The sequence below is a fragment of the Actinoplanes sp. CA-252034 genome (genome assembly GCF_050956125.1).
Classification (GTDB): Bacteria; Actinomycetota; Actinomycetes; order Mycobacteriales; family Micromonosporaceae; genus Actinoplanes.
In genome coordinates this window covers 10702386-10721542 of the sequence record NZ_CP191846.1, presented here as the reverse complement: position 1 = coordinate 10721542, position 19157 = coordinate 10702386, and the positions used below count along the sequence as shown (strand labels likewise).

Here is a 19157-nt window from a genome sequence, read left to right as displayed (position 1 = left end):
GCAGTCTGTCCGCCTCCGGCCGAATGTCAATACCGCTCGGGCATCCGGTCAGACCGCTCCGAGCGGAAGACGAACCTGGATGTGGCACCCACGCCGGTCGTCCGGCTCGACCACGGCGATGGTGCCCCGGTGCAGCTGGACCACCCAGCGCGCGATCGCCAGGCCCAGCCCGGTGCCGCCGCCGGTGGCGCGCTCGCCCCGCGTGAACCGCTCGAAGACCCGCTCCCGCTCCTCGGCGGGGATGCCGTCACCCTGATCCACGACGGCCAGCACCACGTGATCGTCGTGTCGTTCGGCCCGGACCGTGACGACACCGCCGGGTGGGCTGTGCCGGGCCGCGTTGTCCAGCAGATTCGCGAAGACCTGGTGCAGGCGCTCCCGGTCGCCGGGCACCATCAGGCGGGGTGACGACACCGCGAAGCGCACGTCGTGACCGGTGCCGCCGGCGTTCACCGTCGCCTCCCGGGCCACCCGGTCCAGGAAGTCGGGCAGGTCGATCGGCTCGCGCCGCATCGGCACCACGCCGGCGTCCAGCCGGGACAGGTCGAGCAGGTCGGTGACCAGGCGACTGAGCCGCTCGGTCTGGGCCAGGGCCGTCTCCATCGTCTCCGGCTCGGCCGCGGCCACCCCGTCGACGATGTTCTCCAGCAGGCCACGCAGAGCGGTGATCGGCGTACGCAGCTCGTGCGACACGTTCGCGATCAGCTCGCGCCGTTGCCGGTCGGAGGCCGCCAGATCCGCCGCCATCTGGTTGAACGCGGCGGCCAGCTCACCCACCTCGTCCTGGGAGCGGGTCCGGATCCGGCGGGTGTAGTCGCCGCGGGCCATCTCCCGGGCCGCGACCGTCATCTCCCGCAGCGGCACGGTCGCACCGTGCGCCATCACCTGCAACGTGACCAGGCCGAGAGCGGCGGCGATCGCGATCCACAGCACGTCGACCCGATAGAAGTCGATGCGCCAAAGGAACACCAGCAGGCCCACCCCGCCGGCGAACCCGAGTGCCAGGGAGAGCTTCGCCTTGATCGACCGGACCGGGTCGAGTGGCCGGGGCAGCCAGGCGAACAGCGGCGCCACCAGGGTGTGGACGCGCGGGATCAGCCAGTTGCTCACCGGTCGACCTCCAGGGCGTATCCGACGCCGTGGACCGTACGGATGAGGTCGGCCCCCAACTTGCGCCGCAGACCCTTGATGTGGCTGTCCACCGTCCGGGTGCCGGACGTGTCGGCCCAGCCCCACACCTCGGCCAGCAGCCGCTCGCGGGGCACGACCGTACGCGGACGGCCCGCCAGGTGTGCCAGCAGATCGAACTCGGTCGGTGTCAGATGCACCTCGACGCCGCCGCGGAGCACCCGCCGCTCGTCCGGGTTGATCTGCAGATCGCCGAGCCGCAGGCCGGGCACCGGGGCCGAGGCCTTGTCCGCCCGTCGCAGCAGCGCGTGCACCCGGGCCGCGAGCACCCGCATCGAGAACGGCTTGACCATGTAGTCGTCGGCGCCGACCGCGAGCCCGACCAACTGGTCCGTCTCGTCGTCGCGGGCGGTCAGCATCAGCACCGGCACCCGCTGGTCCTGGATCCGCCGGCACACCTCGAGACCGTCGAAGCCGGGCAGCATGACGTCGAGGATCATCAGGTCGGGCGGGGCCTGCCGGACCGCCGCGACCGCGCCGGGCCCGTCGCCGACCACCTGCACCAGGAAGCCCTCGGCTCGGAGCCGTGCCGCCACCGCGTCCGCGATGGCGCGCTCGTCCTCCACGACGAGAACCCGCCGCTCGACACTCTCCATGCTTCTGGCACCTCTCCGGACGACCCTGGTCCCCGGACGGTGCGCCCCCGTGGCTCACCGGCCGGTGGCCAGAAGCCTATTGATCGCCTGCGCAGAGCCGGCGGTGGAGATGTGAACGACCTGTGGAGATGCATCCTGTGAGGGGGTGCCCCGGCGCAGCACGGACCGGGTCCAGGTTGGCACTGATCCGGGATAGCCGGGCCAAGCCTGTGGATAACTCTGTGGACAAGCCTGTGAGGCTGTGGACAACCGTGTGGATTCAGCGGGTCCAGTCGTTTTTCGCGGCTCTGATCAGGCGATCTTTCAGCTCCCGAGTGTGCCGGCGGCTCACCGGAAGCTCCACCCCGTCCACCGCCACCACATAGCCGGAACCGGTCAGCCGCAGCTCGGTGACCAGGCGTAACTGCACCAGATACGAGCGGTGGATGCGAACGAAGCCGGCGTTGGCCCACCGCTCGGCCAGGGTCGCGAGCGAAACGCGTACCAGATGGGAGGTCTCGCCGGTGTGCAGCCGGGCGTAATCGCCCTGCGCCTCCACCCATCGCACCGAGGATCGCGGCAGCATGCGGGTGGTGCCGGCCAGTTCCACCGGAATGGCCGGCTCGTCGGCCGGAGTGGCCGGCGTGGGCGCCGTCCGCAGCCCCGTCACCCGGCGCAGCGACTCGGCCAGCCGCTCGGCCCGCACCGGTTTGCGCACATAATCGGTCACACCCAGGTCGAAAGCGTCGACCGCGCCGTCGTCGTAGGCGGTCACGAAGACGATCGCCGGGGGCTGAGCGAACCGCCGCAGGATCCGGGCCAGCTCCATGCCGTCCAGACCGGGCATCCGGATGTCCAGGAACACCGCGTCCACCTCGGTGTCTCGCAGCACCCGCAGTGCCTCGGTCGCGTCGCCGGCCCGGTGCACATGCGCCACCCGCCCGTCCGCGTTCAGCAGATAGGCCAGCTCGTCGAGCGCGGGCGGCTCGTCGTCGACGGCGAGCACGACGAGGCTGCTCATGCCCGCACCTGTGGATGGAATTTCGGCACCCGCATGCTCACCTTCGTCCCCGAGCCGGGCGCGGTCTCCACCACCAGGCCGTTGTGATCGCCGAAGACCGACCGCAGACGTTCGTCCACGTTCACCAGACCGACGTGCTGCCCGTCCTCGGAGTCCGTCCCGTCCAGCGTGAACACCGCCGGGTCCATGCCGACCCCGTCGTCCTCGACCGTGATGTGGCACTCCGCACCCGCGTCGCGCGCGACGATGCTCACCATACCGACGCCCGGCTTACGCGACAGCCCGTGCCGGACCGCGTTCTCCACCAGCGGCTGCAGACACAGGAAGGGCAGACCCACCCCCAGCACCTCCGGCGCGATCTGTAGCCGGACCTGCAGCCGGTCGCCGAAACGGGCCCGCTCGATCGTCAAATAGCGGTCGATCGACCGCAGCTCCTCGGCCAGCGTCGTGAACTCGCCGTGCGCCCGGAACGAGTAGCGGGTGAACTCGGCGAACTCCAGGATCAGCTCCCGGGCCCGCTCCGGATCGGTGCGCACGAACGACGCGATCGCGGTGAGCGCGTTGTAGATGAAATGCGGGCTGATCTGCGCCCGCAGCGCCCGCACCTCGGCCCGGGCCAGCCGCTCCCGCGACGACTCCAGCTCGGCCACCGCCAGCTGCGACCCGGCCCAGCGCGCCGCCTCCAGCGTCGCCTGCACCAACCCCGGCGCCGGCTGCCCGTCGGCCACCGCGATCAACGCCGCCCTCGCCACCCCACCGGGCCCGCCGAGCGGCGCGATCACCGCACCACGCGCCACGCAGTCGACGCGGTCACAGGAGAGATCGGATTCGTTGAGTACGACCGAACGCTGCGCCTTCACCGCCCGGCGCGCCGCGGCGATCAGCTCCTGCTCGTGGTGGGCGCCCCTGCCGTCGTACGCCAGGCATCTGTCCCCGTCGACGATCGCCAGGCCCACCGAACCGACAAGCGCCCGCAGATGCCGGATCGCCTTTCCGGCCGTCGCCGGCGTCAGGCCGGCGCGCAGCGGCTCAGCCGCGAGCACCGCCGTGTGCAGCACGTCGTAGGTGGCCCGCTGCATCGCCGTGGCGATGCCGCGCCGCGCCCGCACCCGAAGCACCGCCACCACAGCCGCGGCCAGGGCGGCGAGCACGGCGACCACCGCCAAAACGCTCCCGACCTGGCCATTCATGCTGCGACCCTAGTAGGCGCCCTTGCGTTTGAGAACCACGCCGATGGTGCGCCAGAGGATGCTCAGGTCGTAGGTGAGCGACCAGTTGTCGACGTAGTACAGGTCCAGCCGGACCGCCTCGTCCCAGGACAGGTCGGAACGGCCACTGACCTGCCACAACCCGGTCATGCCCGGGCGCACCAGCAGTCGCCGGCGGACGTCGCCGAGGTAGTCGCCGTCGTCCGCGGGCAGCGGGCGCGGGCCGACCAGCGACATCTCGCCCTTCAGCACGTTGATCAGCTGGGGCAGCTCGTCCATCGACGTGGCCCGCAGCTTGGCCCCGAACGAGAAGATCCGCGGGTCCTGCTTCATCTTGAAGAGCATGCCGTCGGTCTCGTTGAGCTCGTCCAGCGTGGCCTTGCGCTCCTCGGCGTCCACATACATGGTCCGGAACTTCCACACCCGGAACGTACGGCCGTCGTGGCCCACCCGGGTCTGCCGGAAGAACACCGGCCCCGGGTCGGACAACCGGATGCCGAGCGCGATGAACGCCAGGATCGGGCTGATCGCCAGCAGGCCGAGAGCCGCCGCCACCCGGTCCATCAGGTTCTTCACCAGCCAGCCGGGACCGGACAGGGTCGGCTCCTCGACGTGCAGGAGCGGCAGGCCCTCGATCGGCCGGATGTGCACGCGGGGGCCGGCGATGTCGGTGAGCTGCGGTGCGACCACCAGGTCGACACCGGTGCCCTCCAACTGCCAGGCCAGGCGGCGCAACTCGCCGGGCTCGGAGCTGGCCGAGCCGCAGACCGCGATCGTGTCCGCGCCCACCTCACGCACCAGCGACAGCACGTCCCGCCCGGCGTAGACCGGAACCGGCGTCTCGATGCCGCGGGCGGCCGCGAAGCCGTCGGTCAGGTGGATGGCGACCGGGATCAGGCCGGCCGCCGGGCTGCGGGTGACCGCGGTGTAGACCTCGAGCGCCTCCGGCAGCGTGCCGACCAGCACCATCCGGTGCGCGCCGTGACCGGTGTGCTTGCGCGCCAGATGCAGCACCTGCCGGGCGAGAGCGCGGCACAGCAGGATCAGGATCAGCGCGCTCACCGACACCGTGGCGACGGTCCCGCGGGACAGGTCGGCCTTCGTGGCGAACGCGAGCAGCGAGACGGCCGCGACGACGGTGACCGAGGCACGGACGACCCTCTTGAACTCCTCGCTGCCCAGACCCAGATAACGCCGGTCGTAGGAGCCGTTGGTCCAGAGGATGATCAGCCAGCCGAGCGGCAGGACGATGTAGGCGAAGAAGTTGAAGAGCTCGGTGCCCTGGAGGAAGCCCCAGGACTGGTTGAGGCCGGCGCGTGACTTCTCCAGGAAAGTGCTGGCGATCCAGCTGGCGCCGAGTGTGGAGAGCAGATCGAGCAGAATCAGCGCGAACGTGTACGGCCGGTGCCAGCGCGACCGCCTGCGGCTCTGCCGGCCCCAGGCGTTCCGCGGCACCCCGTTGCTCGGTGGCTGCTGCTCCTGCCACTCGAAGCTGTCGTACCGCACGGGTCTGCTCCGGCTGCTGTCGGTAGTTGGGCGATGCAGGCTAGTAGTCACTCCGCCTACGTCCTCCCGCATCCGGAAAAAGATTACGCACCGCCACGACCTTGGGATCATCGGCGGGTCCGCCGATACCCGTTCGCGTCAAGACGGTTGCCAGGGACCGGGCCACTATACCGATGGATCGGCCGGAGAGAAGGTGACGTGACGGCGGCAATCGTGATGTATACGCGCTGTCATCATCCGGTAGCGGTTCACCGGACCAGCTTGGACAGCCGGCGGTCCGCCAGCGGCTTCCCTCCGGTTTGGCAGGTCGCACAGTACTGCAAGCTCTTGTCCGCGAACGACACCTCCCGCACCGTGTCGCCACAGACCGGGCACGGCAGGCCGGTCCGGGCGTGAACCCGCATACCAGCGCGTTTCTCGCCTTTGAGCTCGGCCGCTCGCTGACCCACCGAACGCTCCACCGCGTCCGTCTCGATCGCGCGCATCGCCTCGTACAGCGTGGTCATCTGCTCGTCGGTCAGTTTTCCGGTCAGCGCGAAAGGGGACAGTTTCGCGGCGTGCAGGATCTCGTCGGAGTACGCGTTGCCGATCCCGGCGAGCACCTCCTGGTCGACGAGCACCCCTTTGATCTGTCCTTTTCGCCCCCGGATGCGGGTCGCGAACTCCTCCGGGGACACCGCCAGCGCGTCCGGGCCGAGCCGGGCCACCCCCGGCACCTCGGCCGGATCCCGCACCACATAGGCGGCCAGCGACTTCTGCGTACCGGCCTCGGTCAGGTCGAACCCGGACCCGTCGTCGAGACGCACCCGCACCGCGATCGGGCCGGAGCCCGGTTTCAGCGGGGCCGGGGACTTGAACGAGTCGCGGTAGTGCAGCCAGCCCGCCCGGGCCAGATGGACGATCAGATGCAGGTCGTCACCGACACCGACGTCCAGGAACTTGCCGTGCCGCCCGGCGCTCGTGACGGCCATCCCGGCCAGCGCCGACGGCTGCGGATCATAGGTCTTCAGCGCGCTGAAGGAGACGACTTCAAAGCGCTCCACGGTACGGCCGACCGCACGCTCACGCAGATAGGCAGCGAGCGCCTCGACCTCAGGGAGTTCGGGCACCACCTCACGGTAGCGTCTCGGCACCCTTGCCAGGAGGACGCGCACGGAGCGCCATTAGGCTCCGCCCATGAAGGTGGTGGTGGCGCACAACCGGTACCGCGAGGCGATCCCCTCCGGCGAGAACGTGATCGTCGACACGGAGATCGGCCAGCTGCGGGAGGCCGGCGTCGAAGTGATCCCGTTCCAGCGAAGCTCCGACTCGATCGACGCGATGTCGGCGGCGCGCAAGGCTCTGCTGCCGATCTCCCCGATCTACGGCGCCGCCGCTCAACGGGAGCTCGCCGCGGTGCTGCGCGCCGAACGCCCGGACGTGCTGCACCTGCACAACCCGTACCCCCTGCTCTCGCCCTGGGTGATCCGCACCGCGCACGCCCACGGCGTCCCCGTGGTCCAGACCGTGCACAACTACCGGCAGGTCTGCTCGTCCGGGCTGTACTTCCGGGATGGCCACAACTGTCACGACTGCCGGGGCAAGCTGCTCGGGGTGCCGGCGATCAGGAACCGCTGCTACCGCGGGTCGGCGGCGCAGAGCGCGATCATGGCGACCACGCTGGCGGTGCACCGGCCGACCTGGCGCTCGGTGGACCGCTACATCGCGCTCACCGACAAGATCGCCGCGCATCTCACCGACTACGGCATCCCCACCGACCGCATCGTGATCAAGCCGAACGGCCTTCCCGATCCCGGCGCGCCCGCTCCGCTCGGTGAGGGGTTCCTCTACGGGGCCCGGCTCTCCCCGGAGAAGGGTCTCGCCCTGCTCCTCGACGCCTGGCGCCGGCATCCGGACGGCAGCCTCGGCCCGTTGCGCATCGCCGGTGACGGTGAGTTGCGGCCCCTCGCCGAAGCGGCCGCTGCCGAACGCTCCGACGTGACCTATCTCGGGCCTCTCGATCGGGCCGGGATGACCGCGGCCCGGCAGGCGTCGGCCGTCGTCGTCGCCGTCCCCACCTGGGAGGACGTGCTACCGACGGTGATCCTGGAGGCGATGTCGTCCGGCCGGGCGGTCCTCGGAACCGCGGTCGGCGGCATCCCCTACCTGGTCGGCACCGGTCCCGCCGCCGCAGGCTGGCTCGCCGAGCCCGATCCGGTCTCGCTGGCGGCGGCTCTGCCACTGGCCCGGGCGGACGCCGCCTCGGCGGCTGCCGCCGCCCGTGCCCGCTACCGGGAGCACTTCCACCCCGGCGTCCTCACACCCCGCCTGATCTCCATCTACGCCGAGATGTCGGGGACCCTCTCGACCAGGCGTTAGATCTCTGCCGGGTGGTCGTCACCGCTGTCCCGAGGATCGAGGGCAGCGGCGACGACCCGCGAGGGGCCGGTCAGGAGCCCTTGAGGGAGGCGCGGCCGGCGAAGGCGATGGACGCGGCCAGGAAACCGCCGTTGATCAGGGTGAAGAGGGCCACGAACCACACCGCCCACTGGGGCGCCACGGTCAGCACCACGCCGGCCAGGGCGATCACGGCGCCGTAGTCACGGACCAGCTTGGCCACCCGGACCGGGAACGACGTGCTGGTCACCATGCTGGCGGCCTGCGTGCCGGTCTGCATCACCGAGGTGACCAGGTTGACCATCCAGGTGGCGGCGAACGCGGCGAGCAGCCAGGCCGGAGTGTCCGGCTCCTGAGCTTTCGCGGTCGCGGACAGCGCGGCCACCAGGGAGCACTGGACCGCCACGTCGCAGAGGACGTCGAGGCGGCCGCCGGCGGAGCTGGACTGGCCGGTGACCCGGGCCAACTGGCCGTCGGAGCAGTCGAAGGCGTAGGCGAGCTGCCAGCCGATCAGGGCGAGCAGGCCGATCGGGGCGGCCCACAGCGAGCCGTCGGCGACCGGGCCGGCGGTGCCGATCACGATGAACGAGACCAGGCAGCCCAGACCCAGGTTGAGGATCGACAGAACGGTCGGGGACAGGTGGCGCCTGTGTGCGGCGACCGCGATCCGTGCGCCGATCCGCTGGCTGATGCCCTCGCTGAACAGGCCCCCGCCACGGTTCGCCGCGTAGTAGTCGGCTGCTGTGGGCGTACCGCCGAAGGGTGTGCGGGAAGTCCCGGACGGCCCGGCGGCCGCCGACGGCGCCGGACCGGAGCCGTCGGCGGTGCGTGCGGCAGGCGGGTGGCCGCCCTCGGTGAGGGGACGGCCGGCGCCGTGGTCAGAGGGTCGCGATGACATCGTTGTATTCGGCCAGCTTCTGCCGGGTCTGCTCCGGCGTCATGGCGAGGTGTTCCAGGATGGTGTAACGATCCGGGCGGGTCCGCGGCGCGAACTCGATGACCCGCACGAACTGGTCGGCGTCGAGGCCGACGTCGGACGGCGTACGCGGAAGCTGGTGCCGGGCCAGGCAGTCGGACATCTGCTTGAGCCGCCGCTCGTCACCGCGCAGGAACGTGCAGAACAGCGCGCCCAGGCCGGCCAGCTCGCCGTGCGACGCGGTGTCGGGGAAGAGCGAGTCGGTGGCGTGCATGATCTCGTGACAGCCACCGCTGCACGGGATGCTGGTGCCGGCCACGGCCATCGCCAGGCCGCTGGAGATCAGCGACTCGGCGAGCGTCGTGACGAACGCGTCGTCGGTCATGTCGCCGGGCATCGAGAGGACCGCCTCCGCCCCCATCCGGGACAGTGACGCGGCGAGGCCGTCGACGGACTCCCCGCGCATCTCCCGGGCCAGCTCCCAGTCGGCGAGGGCACTGATGTTGCTGACCACGTCACCGATGCCGGCCCGGTTGACCCGGTCCGGGCCGCTCTCGACGAAGTCCAGGTCGACGACGACACCGAACGGGATGTGCACCCCGTACGACCCCTTGATGCCGTCGTTGATCAGGCTGGCCACCGGGGAGGCTATGCCGTCGTTGGCGAGGCTCGTCGCCACCGAGACCATCGGCAGACCCCAGCGGCTCGCCGCGTACTTCGCGGTGTCGACGGTCTTGCCTCCGCCGATGCCGACCACCGCGTCGTAGTGACCGCTGCGCAGCTTGGCGGACAGGTCGAGGGCCGCGTCCAGGGTGCCGCCGCTGGTGACGAACACCTCAGCCGACTTCAGTGAGGGACGGAGCAGATCGACGATCTGCTCGCCCAACCCGGGACCGACCACCACAGCGACGTCGCCACCGGAGGAGATCCGGCCGTCGGCGAGGATCTTGCCGAGGTCGGCGACCGCGCCCCGCCGTACCTCGATGTGCAGCGGGGTCTGGACGCTACGGGCTAGTAGCGGCATGCGATGTCCCGAGCCTTCGCCAGGTCCTCGTGGTTGTCGACCTCGACCCAGGAGACCTCGCCGATCTCCGCGGCCCGCACCTCGTTGCCACGGTCGGCGTAGAGCTGGAAGCCGTCCTCGTAGAACTGGTTCGGGTCCTTCTCGAAGGTCGCCTTGAGCGCGTCGGCCAGCTTGCCGGCGGCGGACGCCTCGATGATGTTGGCGCCGATGTACTCGCCGTACGCCTCGGCCGGGTCCATCAGCTTCGTGATTTTGGTGAGCTGGCCATCTTCATTGAAGACAGTCTTCATCTCCTCGTCAGCCAGCTTCTTAACAGTGTCCACAGCGAGGAGGATGCTCGGCCCGCGCTTGGCGAGCAGGGTGTGCTCCACGCCGACCGGGTGGACGGTGTCGCCGTTCACCATGAGCGCGCCCTGGGCGAAGTGGTCCCGGGCGAGCCACAGGGAGTAGGCGTTGTTCCACTCCTCGGCCTTGTCGTTGTGAACCAGGGAGATCTTCACGCCGTACTTCTGCTCGAAGCCCTCGACGCGCTCCTCCACGGCGCCGGCGCAGTAGCCGACGACGATGGTCACCTCGGACAGGCCCGCGGCCGCGAGGTTACGGAGCGAGATGTCCATGATCGTGGTTTCCCCGTCCACGGGGACCAGCGCCTTCGGGAGCGTGTCCGTGTACGGGCGCAGCCTGCGGCCGGCGCCGGCGGCGAGGACCAATCCGATCATGGGGGTGGTTCCTTCCAATGCGATGAGGGGTGCCCAGCGAGGATAACGGCATGTGTCCCATCCGTAGGACTCGCGAGGGGCACACGGAAAATGGTATAGACCCGGCTTCTAAGCTGTCGGGTATGACCGCTGAGCAGCTGATCTCCTTCGCCCGTGGCGCTCCGTCGCTGGACATCGTCGACGTGGAGGGCCTGAAGGCCGCCGCCGTCCGTGCTTTCGACGCCGACCCGGCGGGCGTCACCGCGTACGGCACCTCCGTCGGCTACCTCCCGCTGCGGAAGTGGATCGCCGACAAGCACCACGTCTCCCCCGACCAGGTCATCGTGACGAACGGCTCGCTGCAGGCCGACGCCTTCCTCTTCGGGCACCTGGTCAAGCCCGGTGACGAGGTGGTCGTGGAGAAGCCGACCTACGACCGGACGCTGCTCAACCTGCAGAACCTGGGCGCCAAGGTGTACCAGGTCACCGTGCAGCCGGACGGGATCGACACCGACGAGCTGCGCGCCCTGCTCGAGTCGGGGGTGCGGCCGAAACTGGCGCACATCATCCCGAACTATCAGAACCCGGCCGGTGTGACGCTCTCCGACTCCAAGCGGCGCGCGCTGCTGGCCCTGGCTGAGCAGTACGAGTTCATCATCTTCGAGGACGACCCGTATGTGGACATCCGCTTCCGTGGCGAGGCGCTGCCCTCGATGCTGTCGCTGGACACCAACAGCCTGGTCGTGCACGCCTCCAGCTTCACCAAGACGGTCTGCCCCGGCGTTCGTGTCGGTTACCTGGTCGGCCCGGCCGCGTTGATCGACGCGATCGCGAAGAAGGCCACCAACCTCTACATCTCCCCGGGCATGGTGTCCGAGGCGATCGTGCACCAGTTCTGTGTGTCCGGCGACATCGAGAAGTCGGTGCAGACGGTCAGCGCCGCGCTGGGCGAGCGCGCCCGGGTGCTGGCCGAGTCGATCCGCAAGCACATCCCCGGCGCGACCTTCACCGAGCCCGACGGCGGCTACTTCCTCTGGGTGGACCTGCCGTCCGACGTCGACGTGGACAAGCTGTTCCCGGCCGCGATGAAGAAGGGGGTCGCGGTCGTCAAGGGCAGCGACTTCCTGCTGGAGGGCGGCAACAGCTCGCTGCGCCTCGCCTACTCCGCGGTCACCGTCGACCAGATCGACGAGGGTGTGCGACGGTTGGCCGAGGCGATCGAAGAGGTACGGGGCTGACGTGTTCCGCGCCGGGTGGACTGCGGTTCGCCCGGCGCGGGTACCCTCGGCTGGTTTGTCGTCGCACCGGGGGAGGTCGAGCATGACGGAACGTTCGTGGACCCGGGGCCGGCCTCTGGGCAAGATGTGGGCCGACCGGATGCGGGGCCTGCTCAACAACGGTGACAACCCCAACCGGGCGAGCTTCGACAACGAGACGCCGTCCTCGGTGGTGGACTGCGGTGTCTACGTCGACGGCAAGCGCCTGCCCGGCGACTTCAGCCCCGATCAGGCTCTCGCCGAGGCGTGCAGCCGGGACGGCGGTTTCGTCTGGCTCGGCCTGCACCAGCCGGGTGAGGCCGAGATGGCGGCGATCGCGCAGGTCTACGGCCTGCACGAGCTGGCCGTGGAGGACGCGGTCAAGGCCGAGCAGCGGCCGAAGCTGGAGCAGTTCAACGACGTGCACTTCCTGGTGCTGCGCACCGCCCGTTACGTGCCGCACCAGGAGCTGACCGAGAGCTCCCAGGTGGTCGAGACCGGCCAGATGATGATCTTCATCGGGGAGCGGTTCGTCATCACCGTCCGGCACGGCGACGCCTCCGAGATGTCCCCGGTCCGCGCCGACCTGGAGACACAGCGGGCGGCGCTGCTGCAGCAGGGCCCGTGGGCAGTGGCGTACGCGGTGACCGACCGGGTGGTCGACCACTACCTCGAAGTGGCCGACGACTTCGAGGCCGACCTCGACCTCATCGAGGAGGGCGTCTTCTCGCGCGACCGGATCGCCCCGATACAGCAGGTCTACCAGCTCAAACGAGAGCTCGTGGAGTTCCGCCGGGCGGTCGTCCCGCTGCAGCGGCCACTCGCGTCCATCACGTCGAGCCAGGGCGTCGTGCCCAAGGAGATCCGGCGCTACTTCCGGGACGTGCAGGACCACTTGACCCGTACGGTCGAGCAGGTCTCCTCCTACGACGACCTGCTCAACTCGATCCTGCAGGCCAGGCTGGCGCAGGTGACCGTCGACCAGAACAACGACATGCGCAAGATCGCGTCCTGGGCGGCCATCGCCACGGTCTGGACCGCGTTCGCCGGCGTCTACGGGATGAACTTCGACTACATGCCGGAGACGACCTGGAAGTACGGCTACCCCGCCCTGATCGCCCTGTTGTCTCTGGTCACCGTGGTTCTCTACCGTGCTCTGCGCCGTAACGGATGGCTGTGACGTCGGTCGCGGACCGCGGGGCTCGCTGTGCTCCCTCCCCGCTCGCAACGGCTGACCCCCACCGCGGCGGGGTCTGCCTCTAGAGTGTCGGGGTGCCGTCGCGTCAGGATGAGCTGCACTCGTATCAGTACTCGGTGCAGCGTGTGGTCGCGGCGCTGGTCTCGCACGACCCGGATCCACACCGGTCGCCGCTGCGCCGGGCCGGCGTCACGGCGCTGGTCGGCCTGCTCGTCGCCGCCCTCATCGTCGGCGGCTTCGCCGTCTACGGCCTGTTCACCGGTCACAGCATGGCCGACGCCAAGGACACGGCCGCGGTCCTGCTCGAGAAGAACAGCGGCGCGCGGTACGTCTACCTGAAGTCCGACGGCAAGCTGCACCCGGTGCTGAACTACACGTCCGGGCTGCTGCTGACCGAGGGCGACACACCGTCGCTGAAGACCGTGCCGTCCGAGAGACTGGCCGAGATCCCGCTCGGCGCGACACTGGGCATCCCGGACGCGCCGGACGCTCTACCGGCCTCCGGGAGCCTGCTCGGCGGGGCCTGGTCGGTGTGCACCGACACCGCGTCGGGACAGGCCCGCAGCACCCTGGTCGTCGGGACGGCGCCCTCCGGCGGCAGCGCTCCGGCCGGTGGGCTGCTCGTGCGGGACGCGGGTGGGCGTACCCATCTGATCAATGACGGCAAGCGGCACCTGCTGCCTGCCGCCCGGGTGGACGCCATCGAGCGTGCCCTCGGGTGGTACGGCACCCGTCCCTGGCTCGTGTCGACCGCCTGGGTCGACGCCGTCCCGGCCGGCCCCGATCTGGCCGCGCCGGTGCTGCCGAGCGGCCGGAAGAACTCGGTGATCCCCGGCCGTCGGGTCGGTCAGGTGCTGACCGGCGACGGTAGGACGTATGCCGTGGTGCTCGCCGACGGGATCGCCGCGCTCACCGAGATGCAGGCGAAACTGCTGGCCACCACGCCGATCACGGTGGACGCCGAGGTGTTCGTCAGGCTGCCCCCGTCGGACACGCAGCTGGTCGGCGCCGAGGGGCTGCCCAGCACTGTTCCGAAACTGGCCGACGCCGCGACGGGCGCCTGCGTGACGATGCCCGGCGCCGCGATCAAGGTGAACCCCACGATCCCGGCGGGTACGGTCCCGTCCGGCAAGGCGCGGGTCGACCTGGTCCACGTGCCCCGTGGCAAGGGCGCGCTGGTGGAGGCGACCGCCTCACCGGACGCCCCGGAGGGCAGCGGCACGGTCAGCCTGATCACCGACGCGGGGCTGTACTACCCGCTGGCCGGGCGCGACCTGCTGAGCCGACTCGGGTACGGGAGTGTGCGTCCCACCCGGATCCCGGCGCAGCTGGTCGCCTACCTGCCTGCCGGGCCGGCCCTGGATCCTGTCCGGGCCGGCCGGCGATAGGCCGGAGGACTACCGGGGTTCCTGGTTGCTCTTGCTCTGCTCGGTGACGGTGCCGTTCGCGGTCGTGTAGGCGGTCGGCTCCACCGGCTCGAACGCGGCGTCGTCGGCGCCGGTCCGGGACGACGTGGCCGGCTCGTACTCGTCCCACTGCGCCTCACGACGGCGCCGGGCGACATACGCGGCGCCCACGCCGACGGCCGTGCCGATCAGGGCCCAACCGGCGAGCCGACCGGCCCGGCCCTTCTTGCGCGCGACCGCCTTCTCCGCCTTCTTCTGCAGCTTGAGGGCCTGCTTGCGGTCGGCCTTCAGCTCCTTGCGGGTCGCCTTCCGGGTCGCCTTGCCGGCGTTCCGGACGTTCTCCGACGCGGCGTTCAACGCGGCCAGAGCGCTGTCCCAGCTCTGCGAAGCGGCGTCCTTGGCGGCGCTGGCGGCGGGCTGGACCCGGTCCTTGGCGGCGTTGATCCTGGGTGCGACGGTCGCGCTGGTCTCGTATGCCGCGATCGACGCCGCGCGCTTGAAGTGGTCGACGCTCTGCCCGAGCTCATTACGCATCCGCGCTTTCCGGCTGCGACGGCGAATCGTTGCGAACACCAGTGCACCTCCTGTGGTTTCTTCCAGCCATGTTGCCTTCTCGGGTACCCCCGCGCGGCCGGATCCCCGACATGGGGGAGGATCCGAATTGCACGAGAACAGCCCATCACGATGACGGGAGTACCCGTGGCCGAGAACCTTTACGCCACCCTGCACACCAATCACGGCGCCATCCGGCTCCAGCTCTTCCCGGATCACGCTCCGGCGACGGTGCGAAACTTCGTCGAACTCGCCGAGGGCACGAAGGACTACAAGGACCCCGGACCAACCAGCCGGGCAGCGGGCCGTACTACGACGGCACGATCTCGCACCGGGTCATCGCCGGCTTCATGGTCCAGCTGGGCGACCCGACCGGCACCGGCCGCGGCGGCCCGGGCTACCAGTTCGCCGACGAGTTCCACCCGGAGCTCGTCTTCGACCGGCCCTACCTGCTCGCCATGGCGAACGCGGGGCCGGGCACCAACGGCTCGCAGTTCTTCATCACGGTCGGGCCGACCCCGCACCTGAACCGCCGCCACACGATCTTCGGCCAGGTCGCGGACGAGCAGTCGGCCAAGGTCGTCGACTCGATCGCGAACACCCCCACCGGCCCCGGCGACCGTCCGCGTGAGGACGTGGTCATCGAGCGAGTGGTGATCGAGCGTTCCTGAGCCTCAAGGTACCTTTGTGCCATGAATGAGGCGCCGTCGACGGCTCCGGTCTGCTACCGGCATCCGTCGAGGGAGACGCAGCTGGCCTGCTCTCGCTGCGACCGTCCGATCTGTGTGAAATGCCGGATCGACGCCGCGGTCGGTTTCCAGTGCCCGGAGTGCGTCAAGAAAGGCAACAAGGGTGTACGGCCGGCGCGCACCGCTTTCGGCGGGAGTCGCGTCGGCCAGCTCGGCTACGCCTGTCAGGCGATCATCGCGGTCAACCTGCTCTTCCTGACCGCCTCGGCCGTCTTCGGCGGCCCGCGGGCCATCGTCGGCGGTGGCGGCTGGTTCGGCCTGCTCGGCATCAGCACCCCGGTCACCGAGTGGGGTGCGGTGTTCGGTTACGCCTACTACCAGGACGGCTCGCTGCACGGCATCGCCAACGGCGAGTGGTACCGCCTGGTCACCGCGATGTTCATCAACTACGGCGCGGTGCACCTGCTGCTCAACATGTCGCTGGTCGCCACCCTCGGGCGCTATCTGGAGCGGCAGCTCGGCCCGCTGCGGTTCCTGACGCTCTATCTGATCGCCGGGTTCGGCGGCAACGTCGCGGCCTATGTCTTCCATCCGCAGAACCAGTATTCGGCCGGTGCCTCCACCGCCACCTACGGTCTGGTCATCGCGGTCATCGTGATCAACCGGCGGCTGGCGCTGGATGCCGGCCCGGTGATCCCGCTGCTGGTCACCAACATCATCTTCACGTTCAGCGTGCCGAACATCTCGATCGCCGGCCACCTCGGTGGTCTCGCGGCGGGAGCGGCCACGGCGGCGGTGCTGGCCTATCTCCGGCTCCCACGGCGGACGCTGAAACAGGTCGCCGGCTGTGCCCTGGTGGTGGCGATCATCGTGGCGGCGGCGCTCGCCCGGACGAGTTATCTGCTCAGCTGACGGTCGTCTGCTCGGCCGCGCTGTGTCTGCTCGGCTGCGCTTTGTCTGCTCAGCCGACCGGGCGCAGTTGGGCCAGCTGGGCGGCCACGTCCTCGGGCATCGCGTTGAGCTGAGGTTCGCTGAGGACGTAGACGGCATCACCCGCGTCGATCTCCAGCACCTCGCTGCGGCGGACGCGCTCCACGCGTACCGCCTCGATCCGAGTCCACGGGAGATGGCGGCGCCGCGCGAATCCGGTGAGGACGGTGACGCCCGCGTCGTCCGCCGCGAGGCGGACCGGATGGAGCACGTCGCGCGCCGCCCAGACGACGATGGCCGCAGCCACGACCCCCGCGAGCAGCCAGCGGGACAGGTCATCGGGAGCGAAGCCGGCGACCAGGGCCGGCAGCGCGACGGCCGTGATCAGTTTCGCGACCGGAAGCGCCGGTTTCACTCGCCACTGCATCTCATCACTATCGCAGAATGACGAAAACCACCGTCGCGGCGCCGCTGTAATCCGATATTCAGCGGCTCGGCCCGACTCTTCTTCGATTCATACTCCGTTAACACTGCATGGACGTGTTCTTGAGTACGTTCCACCCCGCGGCCGAGGCAGCCGCGGCCATGCCGGCCGCGAACCGGCACCTATCGATCTTCCGCAGATGCGTCGACCCCGACGATCGTGCCCTTCTGGTGGCCCGCTGCGCCCGGCCCGGCGCCTCGCTCTCCGGCGACTGGCTGCTGCTGCTGACCGCACGCCGGCTGGTCGTCACCCGGGAGACCCCGCTGCTGCACCGGCTGCGCCTGCACCTCAACACGAACCTGCGCCACCTCAGCAACGTGACCTGGCGTCTCGACCTGTCCAAGCCCGGCATCGAGCTGGCCGTCACCGCGATCGACGGGGTTCGCGAGCGGTTCCGGATGCGGCTGGGCGACTCGGACACCGTGTGGATGGCCGAGTCGCTCCTGCGTGAGAGCTTCGCCGCGAAGCCGGTCTACGCCTAGCGTTCCTCGCCCGTCGTCGGGGCGTCAGGAGCCGAGGAAGGCCTTGATCGAGCGGCGCAGCCCGGCCGGGTCCAGGCCGTGAGCGCGGGCATGATCGTGCCTGCTGCCGTACCGTCGCACCTCGGCGCGCCCGACGCCCAGGTGCAGCGACCGGTGCGGCAGCCCGCTCAGCGCCTCGCTGACCAGGTGGGCCGAGGTGCCCTTGGCGTACGGCTCGACGATCACGATCTCGTCGCCGCGCATGGCCGAGCGCAGGCCGGCGGTGTCCAGCGGCCGTGGCGTGCCGGTGTAGGCCACCGTCACGTCCAGGTCGAGGGTCGCCTCCAGCACCGGATCGAGCATCGGCCCGACCGCCACCACCAGCGGCCCTCCCCGCCGCAGCACATGCAGTCCCCCGCCCAGGTGTGGATGGCTGTTCTCCTGGGTGGAGAGGCGCACGTAGACCCGGTCGTCGTGACCGGCCGCCGCTCGTAGGACCGCCGCCACCTCGTCCGGGTGTCCCGGCACGTGCACGGTCCAGCCGTCGAGGGTGTCCAGCAGCGCCACGTCGCCGGGGGACTGATGGGTGTAGCCCTCGGCCGCCGCGTCGTATGAGGCACCGATGCTGACCAGCACCGCGCCCACGTCCTGATGTGCGAAGTCCAGCTTGATCTGCTCGTACGCCCGGTCGATCAGGAACGGCGCGTACGAGTGCAGGTAGGGCCGCATCCCGGTGAGCGCCAGTCCGCCACCCACGCCGGCCATCAGCTGCTCCCGGATGCCGACGTTGAGCACCCGGTCCGGATGCCGGCGCTGCACCTCGGCGAACCGGTCGGCCGAGATGTCGGCGAGCACCAGGGCGGTGCGCGGATCCTCGTCGAGGATCGCGGTCGTGGTGGCGATGAACGTCTCCCTCACAGCGCCGCCACCACCAGACGCGGCCGGTTCTCCACGATGCGCAGCGACTGCTCGATCTCGTCGCGGTCGCGCCCGTTCACCACGGAGACGCCCCAGTTGGGGAACCGTGCCGGTATTCCCACGCACAGTCCGGCGCGTGTGCGGTCGCTCATCGCGGAATCGTCACCGTCCTCGCTGAGCCAGGTGGGCGCCCCCGACCATCCGCCCGGCCACCCGTGCGTCGAGCTCTGGTTGTCGATGATGATCGCGGTGATCGGCAGGCGGATCGCCGCGGCGTAGGCGATCGCCTCGTGGTTCGACCCCTCGTCCAGCTCCGCGTCGCCGAGCAGCACGAGCGTACGGGTGTCGAGGCGGCCCTGTGCGCGCAGCCCGAGTGCGGCGCCGACGGCGAGTCCCAGCCCGTGACCGAGGGAGCCGGTGCCGATCTCGACTCCGGGGATCAGCACCCTGTCCGGGTGGTGCCCGAGCGGACTGTCCCAGCCGCCCATGTCGTCGAGCCACTCCTCCGGGATGAAGCCCTTGGCGGCCAGCACCGCGTAGTACGCCGCCGGGCCGTGCCCCTTCGACAGGAAGAACCGGTCCCGGTCCGGATCGTCGACCGTCTCCGGAGTGATTCGTAACACGCGATCGTAGAGAACCCACAGCACATCGAGCGTGGAGTGGGCGCTGGGAGAGTGTTTGACGTCCGCGGTGACTCGGTTGAGCAGCTTCATATGTCTAGGCTGCAACGTGAAGTTCACTTCAACTCAAG

19 protein-coding genes and 1 pseudogene are annotated in these 19157 nt (G+C 70.0%); 7 read left to right on the top strand and 13 right to left on the bottom strand.

The annotated features are described in order from the left end of the window. Nucleotides 1-48: 48 nt before the first annotated feature. The 6 genes from ACQPZW_RS48565 to ACQPZW_RS48540 all read right to left on the bottom strand — a co-directional run bounded on the left by ACQPZW_RS48565 (nt 49) and on the right by ACQPZW_RS48540 (nt 6607). A complete protein-coding gene (locus ACQPZW_RS48565) occupies nt 49-1110 on the bottom strand; it encodes a HAMP domain-containing sensor histidine kinase (protein WP_433792725.1) in 1062 nt (353 codons plus the stop codon). Then, nucleotides 1107-1784 carry a response regulator transcription factor gene (locus ACQPZW_RS48560; protein WP_433792724.1) on the bottom strand — a complete coding sequence of 226 codons (678 nt, stop codon included), beginning with the start codon at nt 1782-1784 and terminating at the stop codon, nt 1107-1109. The genes ACQPZW_RS48565 and ACQPZW_RS48560 overlap by 4 nt, the downstream gene beginning before the upstream one ends. A gap of 259 nt (nt 1785-2043) precedes the next feature. Then, entirely contained in the window at nt 2044-2784 is a 741-nt protein-coding gene (locus ACQPZW_RS48555) for a LytR/AlgR family response regulator transcription factor (RefSeq protein ID WP_433792723.1), read from the bottom strand. Continuing rightward, a complete protein-coding gene (locus ACQPZW_RS48550; protein ID WP_433792722.1) occupies nt 2781-3974 on the bottom strand; it encodes a sensor histidine kinase in 1194 nt (397 codons plus the stop codon). Before ACQPZW_RS48550 ends, ACQPZW_RS48555 begins: the two co-directional genes overlap by 4 nt. A 9-nt stretch (nt 3975-3983) precedes the next feature. Next, on the bottom strand, nt 3984-5570 hold the full coding sequence (locus ACQPZW_RS48545; protein ID WP_433792721.1) for a sugar transferase: 1587 nt from the start codon (nt 5568-5570) through the stop codon (nt 3984-3986). Nucleotides 5571-5746: 176 nt separating this feature from the next. Continuing rightward, on the bottom strand, nt 5747-6607 hold the full coding sequence (locus ACQPZW_RS48540) for an Fpg/Nei family DNA glycosylase (protein ID WP_433792720.1): 861 nt from the start codon (nt 6605-6607) through the stop codon (nt 5747-5749). A 67-nt stretch (nt 6608-6674) separates the two neighbouring features. Between ACQPZW_RS48540 and ACQPZW_RS48535 the strand changes: the two genes are divergently transcribed. Continuing rightward, on the top strand, nt 6675-7856 hold the full coding sequence (locus ACQPZW_RS48535) for a glycosyltransferase family 4 protein (RefSeq protein ID WP_433792719.1): 1182 nt from the start codon (nt 6675-6677) through the stop codon (nt 7854-7856). 70 nt (nt 7857-7926) lie between these two features. On the opposite strand, the gene ACQPZW_RS48530 is transcribed toward ACQPZW_RS48535, so the two are convergent. The 3 genes from ACQPZW_RS48530 to ACQPZW_RS48520 are packed head-to-tail and all read right to left on the bottom strand — an operon-like array spanning nt 7927 to nt 10533. Continuing rightward, a complete protein-coding gene (locus ACQPZW_RS48530; protein WP_433792718.1) occupies nt 7927-8772 on the bottom strand; it encodes a CDP-alcohol phosphatidyltransferase family protein in 846 nt (281 codons plus the stop codon). Then, complete coding sequence (locus ACQPZW_RS48525; protein WP_433792717.1) at nt 8753-9814, bottom strand: iron-containing alcohol dehydrogenase family protein; 1062 nt, start codon at nt 9812-9814, stop codon at nt 8753-8755. The genes ACQPZW_RS48530 and ACQPZW_RS48525 overlap by 20 nt, the downstream gene beginning before the upstream one ends. After that, complete coding sequence (locus tag ACQPZW_RS48520) at nt 9802-10533, bottom strand: sugar phosphate nucleotidyltransferase (RefSeq protein ID WP_433792716.1); 732 nt, start codon at nt 10531-10533, stop codon at nt 9802-9804. The genes ACQPZW_RS48525 and ACQPZW_RS48520 overlap by 13 nt, the downstream gene beginning before the upstream one ends. Before the next feature lie 122 nt (nt 10534-10655). On the opposite strand from ACQPZW_RS48520, the gene ACQPZW_RS48515 reads away from it, so the two are divergent. From ACQPZW_RS48515 to eccB, 3 genes are all read left to right on the top strand, one after another. Next, entirely contained in the window at nt 10656-11750 is a 1095-nt protein-coding gene (locus ACQPZW_RS48515) for a PLP-dependent aminotransferase family protein (RefSeq protein WP_433792715.1), read from the top strand. 82 nt (nt 11751-11832) lie between these two features. Beyond that, complete coding sequence (locus tag ACQPZW_RS48510) at nt 11833-12948, top strand: magnesium and cobalt transport protein CorA (RefSeq protein WP_433792714.1); 1116 nt, start codon at nt 11833-11835, stop codon at nt 12946-12948. A gap of 92 nt (nt 12949-13040) precedes the next feature. Next, the gene (gene eccB / locus ACQPZW_RS48505) at nt 13041-14354 is read left to right on the top strand and encodes a type VII secretion protein EccB (protein WP_433792713.1); all 1314 of its coding nucleotides are present in this window, start codon (nt 13041-13043) and stop codon (nt 14352-14354) included. 9 nt (nt 14355-14363) lie between these two features. On the opposite strand, the gene ACQPZW_RS48500 is transcribed toward eccB, so the two are convergent. Next, a complete protein-coding gene (locus ACQPZW_RS48500) occupies nt 14364-14945 on the bottom strand; it encodes a hypothetical protein (protein ID WP_433792712.1) in 582 nt (193 codons plus the stop codon). Between the two features lie 126 nt (nt 14946-15071). Here ACQPZW_RS48500 and ACQPZW_RS48495 point away from each other — a divergent pair. Further along, nucleotides 15072-15595: pseudogene (locus ACQPZW_RS48495) on the top strand (peptidylprolyl isomerase). Between the two features lie 21 nt (nt 15596-15616). Next, nucleotides 15617-16525, top strand: coding sequence for a rhomboid family intramembrane serine protease (locus ACQPZW_RS48490; RefSeq protein ID WP_433792711.1), 909 nt, complete (start codon nt 15617-15619; stop codon nt 16523-16525). Nucleotides 16526-16574: 49 nt separating this feature from the next. On the opposite strand, the gene ACQPZW_RS48485 is transcribed toward ACQPZW_RS48490, so the two are convergent. Then, nucleotides 16575-16970 (bottom strand): PH domain-containing protein, encoded by a 396-nt coding sequence (locus ACQPZW_RS48485; protein ID WP_433792710.1) that lies wholly within the window; start codon nt 16968-16970, stop codon nt 16575-16577. Nucleotides 16971-17083: 113 nt separating this feature from the next. On the opposite strand from ACQPZW_RS48485, the gene ACQPZW_RS48480 reads away from it, so the two are divergent. Then, a complete protein-coding gene (locus ACQPZW_RS48480; RefSeq protein ID WP_433797870.1) occupies nt 17084-17509 on the top strand; it encodes a hypothetical protein in 426 nt (141 codons plus the stop codon). 24 nt (nt 17510-17533) lie between these two features. Here ACQPZW_RS48480 and ACQPZW_RS48475 read toward each other — a convergent pair whose 3' ends face one another. Together ACQPZW_RS48475 and ACQPZW_RS48470 are read right to left on the bottom strand one after the other, a co-directional pair. Next, nucleotides 17534-18406 (bottom strand): transketolase family protein, encoded by an 873-nt coding sequence (locus ACQPZW_RS48475; RefSeq protein WP_433792709.1) that lies wholly within the window; start codon nt 18404-18406, stop codon nt 17534-17536. Continuing rightward, nucleotides 18403-19119 carry a thiamine pyrophosphate-dependent enzyme gene (locus tag ACQPZW_RS48470; protein ID WP_433792708.1) on the bottom strand — a complete coding sequence of 239 codons (717 nt, stop codon included), beginning with the start codon at nt 19117-19119 and terminating at the stop codon, nt 18403-18405. Before ACQPZW_RS48470 ends, ACQPZW_RS48475 begins: the two co-directional genes overlap by 4 nt. Nucleotides 19120-19157 lie beyond the last annotated feature (38 nt).

Bases quoted from the DNA above. Each gene is read 5' to 3' on its own strand.
- ACQPZW_RS48515 (WP_433792715.1), top strand. From the start codon at position 10,656: ATGACCGCTGAGCAGCTGATCTCCTTCGCCCGTGGCGCTCCGTCGCTG.
- ACQPZW_RS48545 (WP_433792721.1), bottom strand. From the start codon at position 5,570: ATGCGGGAGGACGTAGGCGGAGTGACTACTAGCCTGCATCGCCCAACT.
- ACQPZW_RS48510 (WP_433792714.1), top strand. From the start codon at position 11,833: ATGACGGAACGTTCGTGGACCCGGGGCCGGCCTCTGGGCAAGATGTGG.
- ACQPZW_RS48535 (WP_433792719.1), top strand. From the start codon at position 6,675: ATGAAGGTGGTGGTGGCGCACAACCGGTACCGCGAGGCGATCCCCTCC.
- ACQPZW_RS48560 (WP_433792724.1), bottom strand. From the start codon at position 1,784: ATGGAGAGTGTCGAGCGGCGGGTTCTCGTCGTGGAGGACGAGCGCGCC.
- ACQPZW_RS48520 (WP_433792716.1), bottom strand. From the start codon at position 10,533: ATGATCGGATTGGTCCTCGCCGCCGGCGCCGGCCGCAGGCTGCGCCCG.
- ACQPZW_RS48470 (WP_433792708.1), bottom strand. From the start codon at position 19,119: ATGAAGCTGCTCAACCGAGTCACCGCGGACGTCAAACACTCTCCCAGC.
- ACQPZW_RS48555 (WP_433792723.1), bottom strand. From the start codon at position 2,784: ATGAGCAGCCTCGTCGTGCTCGCCGTCGACGACGAGCCGCCCGCGCTC.
- ACQPZW_RS48490 (WP_433792711.1), top strand. From the start codon at position 15,617: ATGAATGAGGCGCCGTCGACGGCTCCGGTCTGCTACCGGCATCCGTCG.
- ACQPZW_RS48485 (WP_433792710.1), bottom strand. From the start codon at position 16,970: ATGCAGTGGCGAGTGAAACCGGCGCTTCCGGTCGCGAAACTGATCACG.
- ACQPZW_RS48550 (WP_433792722.1), bottom strand. From the start codon at position 3,974: ATGAATGGCCAGGTCGGGAGCGTTTTGGCGGTGGTCGCCGTGCTCGCC.
- ACQPZW_RS48525 (WP_433792717.1), bottom strand. From the start codon at position 9,814: ATGCCGCTACTAGCCCGTAGCGTCCAGACCCCGCTGCACATCGAGGTA.
- ACQPZW_RS48530 (WP_433792718.1), bottom strand. From the start codon at position 8,772: ATGTCATCGCGACCCTCTGACCACGGCGCCGGCCGTCCCCTCACCGAG.